Genomic DNA, 14612 nt, shown 5'->3' on the forward strand with positions numbered 1-14612 from the left:
CTGCGTCGCCCCAATCGACGTCCGGGGGGCGCTCAGAAGTCCCAGTCGGAGTCCTCGGTGTTCACCGCCTTGCCCATCACGTAGGACGAGCCGGAGCCGGAGAAGAAGTCGTGGTTCTCGTCCGCGTTGGGCGACAGCGCGGCCAGGATGGCGGGGGAGACCGCGGTGGCCTGCTTGGGGAACAGCGGTTCGTAACCGAGGTTCATCAGCGCCTTGTTGGCGTTGTAGCGCAGGAACATCTTGACGTCCTCGGTCTGGCCGAGCGGGTCGTAGAGGTCCTCGGTGTAATTCTCTTCGTTGTCGTACAGCTCGTAGAGCAGGTCGAAGGTGTAGTCCTTCAACTCGTCCCGCCGTGCCTGGGACGCCTCGCGCAGCGCCACCTGGTACTTGTAGCCGATGTAGTAGCCGTGCACCGCCTCGTCGCGGATGATCAGCCGGATCAGGTCGGCGGTGTTGGTCAGCTTGGCGTGGCTCGACCAGTACATCGGGGCGTAGAACCCGGAGTAGAACAAGAAGGACTCCAGCATGGTCGAGGCGACCTTGCGCTTCTCGGGGTCGTCGCCGTAGTAGAAGTCGAGCACGATCTGCGCCTTGCGCTGTAGGTTCTCGTTCTCCTCGCTCCAGCGGAACGCGTCGTCGATCTCGGCGGTGGAGATCAGCGTGGAGAAGATGGACGAATAGCTCTTGGCGTGCACCGACTCCATGAACGCGATGTTGGTGTACACCGCTTCTTCGTGCGGCGTCCGGGCGTCCGGGATCAGCGAGACCGCACCGACGGTGCCCTGGATGGTGTCCAGCATGGTCAGCCCGGTGAACACCCGGGTGGTCATCAGCTGCTCGTGCGGCTTCAGCGTCCGCCACGACGGGATGTCGTTGCTCAGCGGAACCTTCTCGGGCAGCCAGAAGTTGCCGGTCAGCCGGTCCCAGACCTCGAGGTCCTTGTCGTCCTCGATGCGGTTCCAGTTGATCGCCTGGACGCCACGCAGCAGGGTCAGTTTCTGAGTCATCGGGTCTCCTTGGTGCAGGGGGACGGTTCTTCTCGTGCGAATTTCGCCTCTTGGGGACGGTTCTTCTGGTGCGATTTTCGGTGGGGGTGGGGACGGATCTTGGGCTCACGCTGACCGGAAGAACCGTCCCTCGCGTGTGAGTTTCGAACGAAAAGAACCGTCCCCGGTGTGCGAGTTTCGAACGAAAAGAACCGTCCCCAATGGTTCACAGCGCGCAGCTGACGCAGCCCTCGACCTCGGTGCCCTCCAGGGCGAGCTGCCGCAGCCGGATGTAGTACAGCGTCTTGATGCCCTTCTTCCAGGCGTAGATCTGGGCCCGGTTGAGGTCGCGGGTGGTGACGTTGTCGGGGAAGAACAGGGTCAGCGACAGGCCCTGATCCACATGCTTGGTCGCCTCGGCGTAGGTGTCGATGATCGCCTCGGGGCCGATCTCGTACGCGTCCCGGTAATACTCCAGGTTGTCGTTGGTCAGGTACGGCGCCGGGTAGTAGACCCGTCCGATCTTGCCCTCTTTGCGGATCTCGACCTTCGCGACGATCGGGTGGATCGAGGACGTCGAATGGTTGATGTAGCTGATCGAACCGGTCGGCGGAATGGCCTGCAGGTTCTGGTTGTACATCCCGTATTCGGCCACCTCGGCGGCCAGCGCACGCCAGTCGTCCGGGGTGGGCAGTGCGATCCCGGCGTCGCTGAACAGCCCGGCCACCTTCGCGGTGCGCGGCGTCCAGTCGCCCTCGATGTAGCGGACGAAGTACTCGCCCGAGGCGTACTTCGAACGCTCGAATCCGTCGAAGGTCTGGCCGCGTTCACGGGCGATCCGGCAGGACGCCGCGATCGCATGGAAGGTCACCGTGTAGAAGTACATATTGGTGAAGTCCAGGCCCTCGTCCGAGCCGTAGTGGATGGACTCCCGGGCCAGGTAGCCGTGCAGGTTCATCGCGCCCAGGCCGATCGCGTGGCTCATCGCGTTGCCGCGTTCGATGCTCGGCGCGCAGGCGATGTTCGACTGGTCCGACACCGCGGTCAGCGCTCGGATCGCGGTCTCCACCGTGACGCCGAAGTTCGGCGAGTCCATCGCCTTGGCGATGTTCAGCGACCCGAGATTGCAGGAGATGTCCTTTCCGATCTCGGCGAACGACAGGTCCTCGTTGTAGCTGGACGCCGTCGAGACCTGCAGGATCTCCGAGCACAGATTGCTCATGGTGATCCGGCCGTCGATCGGGTTGGCCCGGTTCACGGTGTCCTCGAAGACGATGTACGGGTAGCCCGATTCGAACTGGATCTCGGCCAGGGTCTGGAAGAATTTGCGGGCGTTCATCTTCGACTTGGTGATCCGGCGGTCGTCGACCAGTTCCCGGTATTTCTCCGTGATCGAGATCTCGGTGAACGGCACCCCGTAGACCCGCTCGATGTCGTAGGGGCTGAACAGGTACATGTCCTCGTTGTCGCGGGCCAGTTGGAAGGTGATGTCGGGAATCACCACGCCCAGCGACAGCGTCTTGATCCGGATCTTCTCGTCGGCGTTCTCGCGCTTGGTGTCCAGGAACCGCATGATGTCGGGATGGTGGGCGTGCAGGTACACCGCACCGGCGCCCTGCCGCGCTCCCAGCTGGTTGGCGTAGGAGAACGAATCCTCCAGCAGCTTCATCACCGGGATGACACCGGAGGACTGGTTCTTGATCTTCTTGATCGGCGCGCCGGCCTCACGAATGTTGGTCAGTGACAGCGCCACCCCGCCGCCCCGCTTGGACAGCTGCAGCGAGGAGTTGATCGCCCGGGCGATCGACTCCATATTGTCCTCGACCCGCAGCAGGAAGCACGAGACCAGCTCGCCGCGCTGCGCCTTGCCGGCGTTCAGGAAGGTCGGCGTGGCCGGCTGGAAACGTCCGGCCATGATCTCGTCGGCCAGGCTCTCGGCCATCCGCCGGTCGCCGGCGGCCAGGGTGAGCGCCACCATGCAGACCCGGTCCTCGAAGCGCTCCAGGTAGCGCGAACCGTCGAACGTCTTCAACGTGTACGAGGTGTAGTACTTGAACGCACCCATGAAGGTCGGGAACCGGAACCTCACCGCGTAGGCCCGCCTGAACAGCGACTTCACGAAATCGAAGTCGTAGAGGTCGAGCACTTGCTGCTCGTAGTAGCCCTGCTCGACCAGGTAGTCGAGCTTCTCCTTCAGCGAATGGAAGAAGACCGTGTTGGTGTTGACGTGCTGCAGGAAGTACTGATGGGCGGCCTTGCGATCGGCCTCGAACTGGATCTTGCCGTCCACGTCGTACAGATTCAGCAGCGCGTTGAGTGCGTGATAGTCGACCTCGGACGAGACGGCCTCTAGGCCGGTGTCGGTGAGCACAGTGGTTGCCATAGTGAAATGAGTCCTTCGCGGACGGCCTCGACGTCGTCGGGCGTCCCCATGAGTTCGAACTGGTACAGGTGGGGCACGCCGCATTTGCGTGCCACGATGTCGCCGGCGATGCAGTACGCCGCGCCGAAGTTGGTGTTGCCGGCCGCGATCACACCCAGCATCAGTGCTCGGTTGGCCGGATCGTTGAGGAAGCGGATCACCTGCTTGGGGATCGCCCCTTCGCCGTTGCCGCCCCCGTAGGTGGGCAGGATCAGGACGAAGGGACGGTCGACGCGCAGGTGCGGATCGCTGGTCCGCAGCGGGATGCGCTCGGCCTCGAAACCGAGCTTGGTCACAAAGCGGTGGGTGTTCTCCGAAACGGAGGAGAAGTACACGACGTGCACCATGGTTCTCTCCGTTCGGCTGGGGCGGTGAGGGTGGCAGGCCGATCGAATCGGTCGTGGCTGCCCGGGATCTGCTGTCGCTCCATGCTGCGTTGTTCGCGGCGCTTGGACAACCCCGGGCGGGAGTGCGGGTGGGTCAGGCCGCCTGGACGCGGGCCGCGGTCGCCTTGATCCGGTCTGGACGGAACCCGGCCCAATGCTCGTCGTCGGCGAAGACCACCGGGGCCTGCTGGTACCCGAGCTCCATCACCTGGGCGAGCGCCTGCTCGTCGGCCGACAGGTCGACGACATCGTAGGACAGGCCGGCCCGGTCGAGCGCGCGGTAGGTGGCGGTGCACTGCACGCACGAGGGCTTGCTGTAGACGGTGATCGTCATGGCTGCGGGTCCTTCCGGGGCTGTGTGTTACATCGGTGTAGTTCCATCGATGTCAGTCACGGACACTACACATATGGGTCAGCTCGCGCAAGAACCACTAGATCTTGTGTTGCGTGTCGTCGCCTACCGTTGTGTGGGCATGGCGGAGCCCCGCCCGACCGGGTGGCGGCCGGCGACGCGAGGAGTGCCTAGCGAGGCCTGGATGCCGTGGATCGGCGGTGATGAGTGGGGAAGGATGTGCCGGTTTCAGGCCGGGAGCGACGCTCCCTTTCGATGCTCCGGACGGGGTGGCGCGGAGCGCAGCGGTCGCCACATCGTGGTCATCAACTCTCCTTCGCGAGTTGCTCCCGGCCCGCGGTGAGCGGGGCCGCCTTCGACCCGAGCCGAAGCTCTGGCCGTCCGGCGGAACCGTCGTGGCGGACGTTCTCCCGGCCCGCGGTCGTCGGGCCGGACGCTGGCAGGTCTTCGGACTCTCGGGCTCGGATCGTCCGATCCACCTACTGTCCGTCGCTTCCCAGGCCGTCGGCCCAGTGCTCGAGACGGAGGTCGTTCCCGATGACCGCTGCGGGGCAGTCCCGGATTCTCACCGGGTTCCCTCTTGCCTCTCCGTCGCCGAGACGGCGGAGAACCAGTCGCGGGCCCGACTCTACGACAGCCGGACGCGGCGACACGATTGGTCGGCGTGTCGCGGCGTGGCGGGCGAGCGATCTATCTTGCTACGCAAGGTACCTGGTAATACGATGGACGCATGTCCGGTGATCCAGGCCACTGGGGGTCGCAGTTGCGCAAGGGCGTGCTCGAGCTGGCGGTCCTCGGGCTGCTGGCCAAAGAGCAGCGCTACGGCTCCAGCCTGGTCGACGACCTCGGCGACCGTCCGGGCCTGGCGCTCACCGCGGGCACCGTCTACCCGCTGTTGGCCCGGCTGGCCAAGGCCGGCCTGGTCAGCGCCAGCTGGCAGGAATCGCCGGTCGGCCCGCCACGCAAGTACTACACGCTGACCGCCGCCGGCCGGCGCCGGCTGGACGCCATGGCCCAGGAGTTCGCCGCGGTGGCGGCGGCACTGGGCGACATTCTGAAGGGGGAGTCATGATCCGCACCATCGACGAACTGCGTCCCGACGCACGGGCGGTCGCTCAGGGCTTCCTGGACGCCGCGACCGAGGCCACCCGGCGCGGCCTGCGCTCCGACGTCCGCGCCGATCTGACCGCCCACCTGTGCGAGCGGCTAAGGTCGAGCGCGACCCTGGCCGACGTCGAGGAGGTCCTGGCTGGGTTGCGTCCCGACGACCTCGCCGCACGTGCGGGCCTCGGGTGGCCGTCCGGACTGCGACCGCGCGGGCTGCTCACCCGGATCGCCAAGATCTGGTGGCGGCCCAGCGATCCGCGATTGCTGTTGCCCCGCGCCGTCGGTCTGGGCTGGGACGTCAACCTCGGGGCGGTCGCCGTCCGGCTCCAGCTGATCGAACCGGACGCCGAGGCGGTGCCCTTCACCTCCACGCGGGAGGCCGCTTTCCGGCTGGCGGCCGCACTCCCGGTCGCGCTCGCCGGTGCCACGGCGCTGCACTACGCCGTCCGCGGACGCTCCTTGCCGCCGCGCCTGGCGTCGCACTGGGATGCCGGCGGACGTCCGGACCGGTGGGTGTCCAAGGAGCGCGCCGCGCTGATCGACATCGGGGCGACGGCCGGCGCTGCGGCGTTGGCCGGATGGGCCGCCGTCACCGCTAGCGTCGGACCCACTCGAGCCGCCGCACTGGCCGGCGCGACGATGGCGGCCACCCTCGGCGCGAGCGTGACGGTCGCCCGTCCGGCCCGTGGCGGGGTCTGGCTGAACCCGGCGATGCTGACCGCCCTGGGCGCCGGCGTGGGCGGGGTGCTGCTGGGCCTGGCCCGCGCCGGACGCCGGGTTGAGATCGACCGCGACCTCGGGAACCGCTGACCATGTCCTGCCTGAGGCCCCCTGGTGGTGCCCGAGTCCGGATGAGTCCGCGCTGAGGCCGGTATCGGTCAGGTAGCCGTGCAGCACCCGCCGCCTGGTTGATTCGAGGGTCGCGCACGCCGTAGAGCAGCGTCACCGGCGCGTGCTCGCGGCCGATCTCGCGCAGCATCTCGACAGCTGCGTTGGCGTCCAGCTCGGCCCGATAGCGGGCGGTGAACTCGGCGAGCCGATCCGGGTCGTGGTTCCACCACTTCCGGGCTCCGGACTCGGCGCCACCTCGGACGGCCGCCGATCGAGGGCGGCGGCGTCCTTCGAGACTCCCCGCGGCCACAGCCGGTCGACCAGGATGCGGTAGCCGTCCGACGGCTCGACCGGCTCGTAGACCGCTTGCTGCGGAAGGTGTCCGCAGCGTGGCCAGGTTTGGTCATCGCCCCTTTGGTACGGCACAGGTGATTTTACAATTGGATTGTGAAAAATCGAGACTCCGGTCAACCCCTTGGCCGGGCCGTTCCGCAGGTAGGGCGACCAGGCTGTTCGTGCTGACCGACGAAAGGAGGAATCGCGATGCGTACCGGCAAAGAGTCGTTCGCCCGGCAGCAGGAGGCCGTCCGCTCGGTGTTGAAGAGGTGGTGGTGGGCCGGCGTGGTAGCTGTGCTGGTGGCCTATGCGGTCGCCTTGGCCGGCGTGCTGTCAGAGAACGGAGTGCTGGGCATGCCGCACCCGCTGTGCGGATTCCTGTCCGCGATGGCGGCGCTGGGTGGCATGGGTCTGGCGATCTGGCGCGGCTTCATGGAGGCGGATCGGTCCACGATCCAACGGACGCCGTCCGGCGCCCGGCGCTGACGAATCGAGCGCGGGACTCGCTCGTCAAAGCCCCTCCATCGTCATCACGGACCTGCTCCGGGATCTCTCCCGCCTGGGATCCCGGATCATTCCCGGGATACGTGAATGATCAGCGTTTCACTGAGAGGCTCAGGGTGCGGACAGCGCCTGGATCCCGCCTTCGAGGACCCGGACGTCGGCGTAGCCGCGCGCGCGGAGACCGGCGGCGGCGATCTCGGCACGGCCGCCGCTGCGGCAGATCACCAGGATTGCACCGTCGTCCGGGACGCCGTCGAGGGCGCCCTCCAGGAGTGCCGGCAGGGGAATGTTCACCGAGCCGCGAATCCGCTCGGCGGCGAACTCGTCCGGCCCGCGCACGTCGAGCAGGAACGCCGACCCCGGCTCCGGCAACGTTAAGACCCGGACACCGCCGTCCGCCTCGGCCGGGGGAGTGGCCGCACCGCGCGCGGCGGCAGGGGTGACGGCCGGCTCGGCTGCCGACGGGCCGGGGTTCGCGCGGCGCACCGGTACCTCGTCCCAGCGTCCGGCAAGCACGTCGATGACCAGGACGCGGCCCAGCAGCGGGCGTCCGATGCCGGTGATCAGCTTGATCGCCTCCATCGCCATCACCGAGCCGGCCTGCGCGCACACCGCGCCGACCACGCCCGCCTCGGCGCACGACGGCACGGTGCCGGCCGGCGGCGGCTCGGGGAACACGTCCCGCAGCTGGACGCCACGGCCGTCCGGGGCGGCGTCCCAGAACACGGCGACCTGGGCGGCGAACCCCAGCACCGACCCCCACACCAACGGCTTTCCAGCTGCCACGCAGGCATCGTTGACCAGGTAGCGGGTGGGGAAATTGTCGGTACCGTCGATCACCAGGTCGTAGTCGGCCACCAGTCCGGCGATCGTGCCAGGGTCGACCCGGAGGCCGTGCCGCCGGATGGTCACGGTCGGGTTCAGGGCGGCCACGGCGTCCGCGGCCGAGTCGACCTTGGGACGTCCAATGCCGGCATCGGTGTGGATCACCTGCCGATGCAGATTGGACAGCTCGACCCGATCGGAGTCGACCACTCCGATCGTGCCGACGCCCGCCGCGGCCAGATACAGCAACACGGGGGCGCCGAGGCCGCCGGCCCCGATCACCAGGACCCGCGCCGCGGCCAGCCGGCGCTGCCCGTCGACGCCGACCTCGCTCAGGATCATCTGCCGCGAATAGCGCGCCAGCGCATCGGCGTCCAAGGTGCCGGTCGGCGGCACCAGCGGCGGCAATGTCATGGATTAACCCTAGAAGATCGGTGGAACCCTTCGATGTCTGACAACATCCGCGTCGTCCGGACCGCATCGAGGCTCGCCGTCCGGTGCCGCCCGGAGACGACCCCGCGACGGCGTCCGCGACGCGGGGGGTCCGATGGCGGTGGGAGAGGCATCAGCATCCTGCGCGTGGAGGCGCTGCCCAAGCAGATCGCCTCAGTCGCCGATCAGGTCCAAGAGTGGGTGTGGGACGAGTTGTGGGGCCGGCAGGCGCCGACCAACTGGCCTGTTTGCCCCAGGCATCCCGATAGTCACCCGATGAAGGCCACCGCGCAGGGGGCCGCCGGGGTGTGGGCATGCCCGAACGATGACGCCGTCATCAACGCCACAACGGCTGCTGAGCGCATCGGGCTGCGTGCGCTCATCGTCGATGCACTCGACGGCAAGGCCGCGGCGTTCTATGCGCGACACGGGTTCAAACCGTTCACCGGCAAACCTCTGCGCCTGTTCCACCGCCTGTAGCCAAGCCTGCGCCCCTCCCAGCGTCGCGAGGCTCCCAGGCACTTAACCGTGATGCCCCGGTGTGGGGCGGCCTGACTGGGCGGTCCTATTGACCGGGTTTATGACGGTCAGTTCGGGAACGGTGGCGAAGTCGCGTTCGTTTCGGTTGCGAGTCGCCCGCCTTGGGTAGGCAGATCTGGGACCGCCCGGCACGTGTAGTCCGAATCTGGCACATAGCTGGCACGAAATGATTCGACCCCTAGCCAATGAGCACTTGACTAGGGGTTTCTCTGGTGTCCGAGAGAGGACTTGAACCTCCACGCCCTGCAAAGGGCACTAGCACCTCAAGCTAGCGCGTCTACCTATTCCGCCACCCGGACAGGGTGCTCCCGGCTGGCCCGGGCAACTACGTCAGCATATCTGTGCGGCGGGTGCCTGCTCAACTTGGCGGCCGGTGCGGACGCCACCGCTGGTCCGGGGCCCACGCGGACGGGTGTGCGGGTTGCCGATCCTGCGAGCAGAGGTCCCGCTCCCTCCGTGGACGAGCCTGGCGGTCGAGGGCGAGGCCACGCCGCGCGTCCGGTCGGTCCGGCGTCCTGAGGCGACCGGATCGGCGAGATCTGTCACAGCGACGACTGCAATCTGCCATTTGGGGGCTAATCTATTCGGCGTCCGCGACCGCGGGACGAGGGCGTGACCCTTGACAGTCAGGAAAGCTCGTGCGGTCCGAAACCGCTTCTCTCCAGCGTCGGATCGACACGGAAATTCTCCTGGTCGTCTTTCCGAGAAATTTGGACGGCCGTCCGCACCTCTCCGCGCCGGACCTGCGGGGCATCCGACCGCTCCCGTGCACTTGCTATGCATACCGAGGGCGGCGTTCACCGAAGGGCGCGGCGTTCCCGAAGTCAACTGTGGACCATTGCGGTCTGCGGAGCGAGCCTCGAAGGCCGGCGCTGACGCCGATCGACGAGGTTGCCCAGCAGCCCAAACCGATCCGATAGCCCCTACCGCGACCCTCGTCCGCTGTCGATTGCGGCCGTCATTCGACGCGCCTTTTCGACACCGTCGTCGTGACGTAACACTGCTGTAGCAGCCGGCTGGGCATAATCGGCCGGACAAATCTGTGACGGAAGAGAGACGGCAAGTGAGCAGTTCGAGCATCGCCGACAAGACCCAGGTGCTGAAGCGGCGGGTCGCTGAGGATGTGGAGCGTCGCCGGGAGCAGTTGCTGGAGTTGAGTCGTGCGATCCATGCCAATCCGGAACTGTCCTGGAAGGAGTACGAGGCGTCCGCGCGGATCGCGGAGATCATGCGCGAGGCGGGCTTCGCCTCCGAGTTGGGCGCTTATGGCGTGGAGACCGCGGTCGAGGCGGTGATCGGCGACGGCGATCTCACGGTGGCGATCTGCGCCGAGTACGACGCCCTGCCGGGCATTGGTCATGGCTGCGGCCACAACGTGATCGCCACCGCCGGCGTGGGTGCCGCGCTGGCCCTGGCGCCGGTGGCGCAGGAGGCCGGCCTGCGGGTCAAGCTGCTGGGCACCCCGGCCGAGGAGCACGGCGGTGGCAAGGTCGCCCTGCTCAAGGCCGGGGCCTGGGAGGACGTCGACTTCTCGATGATGGTGCACGGCATGACCGGCCAGGACGTCAGTGCCGCCGGCATGGCGTCCACCGCCGTGGATCGCTTCGAGGTGGTCTTCCACGGCCTCACCGCGCACGCCGCCGCGATGCCCGAACAGGGCATCAACGCCGCCTCTGCGGCGACGCTGGCACTGACCGCCATCGGACTGCTGCGCCAGACCGTCCCGAAGTCGACCAATATGAACGCGTTCGTCTCCCTCGGCGGCGAGGCCACCAACGTGATCCCCGACAAGGCGGTCGTCCAGGTGGAGTTGCGCGCCTTCGAGATCGACATCTGGCGAGCGCTGAAAAAGCGGGTACTGGCCTGCTTCGAGGGCGCCGCGATCGCCACCGGCTGCACCTGGGAGTGGGCGCCCACCGAGTTTCCCTATGCACCGGTGGACTCCGATCCGGCGCTGGCCGCGTTCTGGGACAGCAATCTGGTCGCCCGCGGACGAACAATCGCCCAGGTGTCAGGCGTCAGCGGCGGCTCCACCGACATGGGCAACGTCTCCCAGGTGCTGCCGGCCATCCACCCGATGATCGCCTTCCTCGGCGAGACCGGACCGGCCCACAACCCGAACTTCACCATCTCGGCCGCGACCCCGGCCGCCGACGACGCGGCCCTCGACGGCGCCGTCCTGCTCGCCTGGACGAGCCTGGACGCTGCGCTCGACCCGGACGTCCGCGCCGATCTGAAGCGACGCCGCGCCGAGCGGCCCGCCGGATCCACCCAGATCACCCTCGAAGCCTGACCTCCGACCAACACGGGAGCCCGAAATGTCCTCTGAACCTGCCGTCGGCGAGGCGCCGACGCACGCTACGAAGGCCTTGATGACCCTCCGCGACAAGCGGCTGTGGATCATCGTCGGCCTGGCCATCGTCATCGCCTGCATCGCTCAGGCGATCGGACCGGCCGTGATCCCGCTGGGCATCGCCTCGGTGACCCTGCTGCCGATGATCTGGGGCCTTCTCCTCGCCGGCTCCATCTCCGGGCAGACCTGGCGTCCTCTCGGCCGGAACCTGCAGGACGCCGCCACCTCGATCATGGGCGTCGCCGTGCTGTTCCTCGGTGCCCGGCTGTCGCTGGAGATCGGTCCCAGCATCCCGCTGCTGCTGCAGGCCGGTCCGGCGCTGCTGCTGCAGGAGCTCGGGCACTTGTTCGGCACGCTGCTGCTGGCCCTGCCGCTGGCCGTCCTGCTGCGGATGGGTCCGGCAACCGTCGGTGCCACCTTCTCGATCGACCGCGAGGGTTCCTTCGCCATGGTCAGCGAGCGCTACGGGTCGGACTCGCCCCAGTACCGTGGCGTTCTGTCGATGTACGTCTTCGGCACGGTGTTCGGTGCCATCATCGTCAGCCTGATCGCGTCGCTGGCCACCTCGCTGGGGATCTTCGACCCCCTTGCTCTGGCGATGGGTGCCGGCGTCGGCTCCGGTTCGATGATGGCGGCAGCCGCCTCGGTGATCATCGCCCAGCATCCCGAGATGCAGCAGCAGGTGCTGGCGCTGTCGGCGGCCTCGAACCTGATCACCAACGTGCTCGGCCTGTACGTCGGCGTCTGGGTGGCGCTGCCGGCGGCCGACAAGATGTACAAGGCGCTCTCCAAGCGCTGGAAGCAGCCGGAGGAGAAGGCCGGGAACGCCGCCGAGATGGAGGCGGCCACCGCCAGCCTGCTGGAGACCCGGACCTCGGTGCCGCTGGGCACGTCGCTGCTGATCTTCAGCGGGGCCGGCCTGCTGGTCGCGATGATCGCCAAGAAGACCTTCTCGTTCGACATGGTCATCACCTTCGTCCTGCTGTCCGCGCTGGTCGCGATCAGCATCTGGCTGAGCAACATCACCAAGCACCGGATCCCGGCGATCGTCTCCGGGATGACCCTCGGAGCGCTGGCGACCTCGCCGATCTCGCCGATCGGGACCTGGGTGTCGCACACCGCCGAGAGCGTCAACTTCCTGTCCATCATCACCGCGATGCTGACCATCGCCGGCCTCGGCATCGGCAAGGACCTTCCGCTGCTGAAGAACATCGGTTGGAAGATCATCCCGACCGGCGTGGTGGCGATCGCCGCCTCGTTCATCCTGTCCGCCGTGGTCGCCGAGTTCGCGCTCGGAGCCTGGGGTCGCTGAGCCTGAGTTGTCCCGCCCGGCCCGGCGCCCGTCCTCGGGTGCCGGGCCGAGTTCGTCTCCAGATCTCGGGACGTCCGGCGTCCGCCTTCCAGGCTGGCGCGGCCGTGGGGCGCTGGGGTGTGGGCCGCCGTCGCCGGTGCGGCAGGATGACTTCCTGACCGTACTGGACCGCTTCCTCGACCAGGGCTGAGCCGGTCCGCGGTACTGGGGGTGGTGGCTGGTGCGGCAAGCCCTAGGGTTGGCCCCATGGATCGTCGTGCCGTCGGGGACAGCGGGCTGCGGGTGTCTCGGCTCGGGCTCGGCACCCTGACCTGGGGCCGCGACATTCCACCGGTGCAGGCGCGAGCCCTGCTGAACCGATTTGTCGAGGTCGGCGGCACCCTGGTCGACACGGCCGCCGCCTACGGCAACGGGGACGCGGAGCGCATCATCGGCCGGGCGATCCACACCGACTTGACCCGCGACGACCTGGTGATCGCCACCAAGGGTGGCTTCGGCGTCCGTCACGGACAGCGGGTCGTCGACACGTCGCGCACCGCGCTGCTGGACGATCTGGCCGGCTCGCTGCGACGTCTGCATACCGACCATGTCGACCTGTGGCAGCTGCACGCCTGGGGGACCGCGCCCCTGGAGGAGTCGCTGGCCGCCATCGACCATGCGGTGTCGATGGGCATGGTGCGCTACGCCGGGGTGTCGAACTTCGTCGGCTGGCAGACCGCGCAGGCTGCCACCTGGCAGTCGGCGTTCCCCGGACGCGCGCCGGTGGTGAGCGTACAGGTGGAGTATTCGCTGCTGGCCCGCCGCGCCGAGGTCGAGGTGATTCCGGCCGCGCGAGCGTTCCGCCTTGGCCTTTTCGCCTGGTCGCCGTTGGGCCGGGGCGTCCTCGCCGGCCGCTATCGCACCGGCATCCCGCGCGATTCACGGGGAGGCCAAGCGCACTTCTCCTGGTTCATCGAGCCCTACCTGGAGGCCCGCCCCCGTTCGGTGGTGGCGGCGGTGGCGACGGCTGCTGCCGGCCTTGAACTGAGTTGCGCGCAGGTGGCACTGCTGTGGACGCGGGACGCCCCCGGTGTGTCCGCGCCGCTGATCGGCCCACGCACCGTCGAGCAGCTGGACCATCTGCTCGAGACCGAGCAAATGAAGTTGCCAGCCGAGATCGTGGCCGCACTGGACGACGTCAGCGGCGGGCCCAATGCTGGCCGAACCCCCTAGCCACCGCGGATCGGCACGGGCGGTGCGGAGGGTGAGCCCTCCGTGCGCACCGCCCGGATCAGGTGGCGCTGATCACTTGGGTGGCCAACAGCAGCACGATCATCGCTGCCAGGACCACCCGGTAAACGATGAACCAGGTGAAGTTGTTCTTCGAGACGTACCGCAGCAGCCAGGCGATGGACACGTAGGCGACTACACCCGACACCGCGGTGCCGAGCAGCGTGGACGCCCAGCCGACGCCGTCCGCGACATGCTTCGCCTCTTTCACGGCCTGGTAGAGCCCGGACGCCACCAGCGTCGGAATGCCCAGGAAGAAGCTCATCCGGGTGGCGGTCACCCGGTCGAGGCCTAGCAGCAGGCCGCCGGTGATCGTGGCGCCCGAGCGGGAGACGCCGGGCACCAGCGCCAGCGACTGCAGGGTGCCGAGAATGATGCCGTCGCGGACGGTGATCGAGTCCTCGCCGCGGGTCTGCTTGCCGAACCGGTCGCCGATGAGCATCGCCACCGACCATCCCACCAGCCCGGCCACGACGGCCCACATGCTGCGCAGCGGACCGGTGATCAGCGGTTCGGCGAGCAGCGCGATCACCGCGGTCGGGATGAAGCCGGCGATGATCGCCCAGCCCATCCGGTAGTCGGAGCCACGCCGCGAGGCGTCCCTCAATCCCGTGAACCAGGCGCCGGCGAACCGCACGATGTCCGACCAGAAGTAGACGATCGAGGCGATCATCGCGCCCACCTGGATGATTGCGGTGTAGGCGGTCACGCTCGGGTCGTCGATCGGCAGACCCATCAGTTTCTCGGTCACGGTCAGGTGACCGGTCGATGAGATGGGCAGGAATTCGGTGATGCCCTCGATGATTCCGAGCACGATCGATTGCCACCAGTTGATCATGGATTTCCCTTCGGGCGAGACTGCCGCGGGCCAGCTTAGCTGGCCCCGTGAGAAGCCCGGTGACACTGTTCGGGACAAGGGACGCCGGACGCCGTCCGAAGCCCCGGCCTTCTGCCGCC

Annotated in this window: 13 protein-coding genes, 1 tRNA gene, 1 pseudogene and 1 riboswitch; of the genes and pseudogenes, 7 read left to right on the top strand and 8 right to left on the bottom strand. The window is 67.8% G+C overall.

The genetic code is table 11. The features are described from left to right. Positions 1-32: 32 nt before the first annotated feature. The 4 genes from nrdF to nrdH all read right to left on the bottom strand — a co-directional run bounded on the left by nrdF (position 33) and on the right by nrdH (position 4128). On the bottom strand, positions 33-1007 hold the full coding sequence (nrdF, locus tag QM619_RS11520; RefSeq protein WP_415108481.1) for a class 1b ribonucleoside-diphosphate reductase subunit beta: 975 nt from the start codon (positions 1005-1007) through the stop codon (positions 33-35). A 205-nt stretch (positions 1008-1212) separates the two neighbouring features. Next, positions 1213-3369 carry a class 1b ribonucleoside-diphosphate reductase subunit alpha gene (nrdE, locus tag QM619_RS11525; protein ID WP_415108483.1) on the bottom strand — a complete coding sequence of 719 codons (2157 nt, stop codon included), beginning with the start codon at positions 3367-3369 and terminating at the stop codon, positions 1213-1215. After that, positions 3336-3755, bottom strand: coding sequence for a class Ib ribonucleoside-diphosphate reductase assembly flavoprotein NrdI (gene nrdI, locus QM619_RS11530; RefSeq protein WP_415108485.1), 420 nt, complete (start codon positions 3753-3755; stop codon positions 3336-3338). The genes nrdE and nrdI overlap by 34 nt, the downstream gene beginning before the upstream one ends. Positions 3756-3888: 133 nt before the next feature. After that, entirely contained in the window at positions 3889-4128 is a 240-nt protein-coding gene (gene nrdH / locus QM619_RS11535; RefSeq protein ID WP_415108488.1) for a glutaredoxin-like protein NrdH, read from the bottom strand. 454 nt (positions 4129-4582) lie between these two features. Continuing rightward, a riboswitch (cobalamin riboswitch) is annotated at positions 4583-4760 on the bottom strand. A 116-nt stretch (positions 4761-4876) separates the two neighbouring features. On the opposite strand from nrdH, the gene QM619_RS11540 reads away from it, so the two are divergent. Both QM619_RS11540 and QM619_RS11545 read left to right on the top strand, forming a co-directional pair. Next, complete coding sequence (locus QM619_RS11540; protein WP_415108491.1) at positions 4877-5218, top strand: PadR family transcriptional regulator; 342 nt, start codon at positions 4877-4879, stop codon at positions 5216-5218. Beyond that, positions 5215-6063: a DUF5808 domain-containing protein gene (locus tag QM619_RS11545; RefSeq protein WP_415108494.1), complete on the top strand. Its 849-nt coding sequence runs from the start codon at positions 5215-5217 to the stop codon at positions 6061-6063. The genes QM619_RS11540 and QM619_RS11545 overlap by 4 nt, the downstream gene beginning before the upstream one ends. A 148-nt stretch (positions 6064-6211) precedes the next feature. On the opposite strand, the pseudogene QM619_RS11550 reads toward QM619_RS11545, so the two are convergent. Further along, positions 6212-6510, bottom strand: a pseudogene (locus tag QM619_RS11550) (DUF488 domain-containing protein); the annotation flags it as partial. 117 nt (positions 6511-6627) lie between these two features. On the opposite strand from QM619_RS11550, the gene QM619_RS11555 reads away from it, so the two are divergent. Further along, on the top strand, positions 6628-6906 hold the full coding sequence (locus QM619_RS11555; protein ID WP_415108496.1) for a hypothetical protein: 279 nt from the start codon (positions 6628-6630) through the stop codon (positions 6904-6906). 129 nt (positions 6907-7035) lie between these two features. Here the strand turns inward: QM619_RS11555 and moeB are convergent, their stop codons facing one another. Then, positions 7036-8163: a molybdopterin-synthase adenylyltransferase MoeB gene (gene moeB, locus QM619_RS11560; RefSeq protein ID WP_415108499.1), complete on the bottom strand. Its 1128-nt coding sequence runs from the start codon at positions 8161-8163 to the stop codon at positions 7036-7038. Positions 8164-8328: 165 nt separating this feature from the next. Between moeB and QM619_RS11565 the strand changes: the two genes are divergently transcribed. Beyond that, on the top strand, positions 8329-8661 hold the full coding sequence (locus QM619_RS11565) for a hypothetical protein (RefSeq protein ID WP_415108502.1): 333 nt from the start codon (positions 8329-8331) through the stop codon (positions 8659-8661). 270 nt (positions 8662-8931) lie between these two features. On the opposite strand, the gene QM619_RS11570 is transcribed toward QM619_RS11565, so the two are convergent. Then, positions 8932-9020: transfer RNA gene (locus QM619_RS11570), tRNA-Leu, on the bottom strand. A gap of 764 nt (positions 9021-9784) precedes the next feature. Between QM619_RS11570 and QM619_RS11575 the strand changes: the two genes are divergently transcribed. From QM619_RS11575 to QM619_RS11585, 3 genes are all read left to right on the top strand, one after another. Beyond that, positions 9785-11014: an amidohydrolase gene (locus tag QM619_RS11575; protein WP_415108505.1), complete on the top strand. Its 1230-nt coding sequence runs from the start codon at positions 9785-9787 to the stop codon at positions 11012-11014. Positions 11015-11093: 79 nt separating this feature from the next. Continuing rightward, positions 11094-12386: a DUF3100 domain-containing protein gene (locus tag QM619_RS11580; protein ID WP_415108508.1), complete on the top strand. Its 1293-nt coding sequence runs from the start codon at positions 11094-11096 to the stop codon at positions 12384-12386. A 246-nt stretch (positions 12387-12632) separates the two neighbouring features. Then, complete coding sequence (locus tag QM619_RS11585) at positions 12633-13598, top strand: aldo/keto reductase (RefSeq protein WP_415108511.1); 966 nt, start codon at positions 12633-12635, stop codon at positions 13596-13598. A gap of 58 nt (positions 13599-13656) precedes the next feature. Here QM619_RS11585 and QM619_RS11590 read toward each other — a convergent pair whose 3' ends face one another. After that, entirely contained in the window at positions 13657-14490 is an 834-nt protein-coding gene (locus tag QM619_RS11590) for an undecaprenyl-diphosphate phosphatase (protein WP_415108570.1), read from the bottom strand. Between the last annotated feature and the right edge of the window lie 122 nt (positions 14491-14612).

This window comes from Micropruina sp., from assembly GCF_047606665.1.
In the GTDB taxonomy this organism is placed as follows: Bacteria; Actinomycetota; Actinomycetes; order Propionibacteriales; family Propionibacteriaceae; genus Micropruina.

What these genes read in the sequence shown, in the direction of transcription:
- nrdF (WP_415108481.1), bottom strand. Translation starts at nt 1,007, where the DNA reads ATGACTCAGAAACTGACCCTGCTGCGTGGCGTCCAGGCGATCAACTGG.
- moeB (WP_415108499.1), bottom strand. Translation starts at nt 8,163, where the DNA reads ATGACATTGCCGCCGCTGGTGCCGCCGACCGGCACCTTGGACGCCGAT.
- nrdI (WP_415108485.1), bottom strand. Translation starts at nt 3,755, where the DNA reads ATGGTGCACGTCGTGTACTTCTCCTCCGTTTCGGAGAACACCCACCGC.
- QM619_RS11555 (WP_415108496.1), top strand. Translation starts at nt 6,628, where the DNA reads ATGCGTACCGGCAAAGAGTCGTTCGCCCGGCAGCAGGAGGCCGTCCGC.
- QM619_RS11545 (WP_415108494.1), top strand. Translation starts at nt 5,215, where the DNA reads ATGATCCGCACCATCGACGAACTGCGTCCCGACGCACGGGCGGTCGCT.
- QM619_RS11585 (WP_415108511.1), top strand. Translation starts at nt 12,633, where the DNA reads ATGGATCGTCGTGCCGTCGGGGACAGCGGGCTGCGGGTGTCTCGGCTC.
- QM619_RS11580 (WP_415108508.1), top strand. Translation starts at nt 11,094, where the DNA reads ATGACCCTCCGCGACAAGCGGCTGTGGATCATCGTCGGCCTGGCCATC.
- nrdE (WP_415108483.1), bottom strand. Translation starts at nt 3,369, where the DNA reads ATGGCAACCACTGTGCTCACCGACACCGGCCTAGAGGCCGTCTCGTCC.
- QM619_RS11540 (WP_415108491.1), top strand. Translation starts at nt 4,877, where the DNA reads ATGTCCGGTGATCCAGGCCACTGGGGGTCGCAGTTGCGCAAGGGCGTG.
- nrdH (WP_415108488.1), bottom strand. Translation starts at nt 4,128, where the DNA reads ATGACGATCACCGTCTACAGCAAGCCCTCGTGCGTGCAGTGCACCGCC.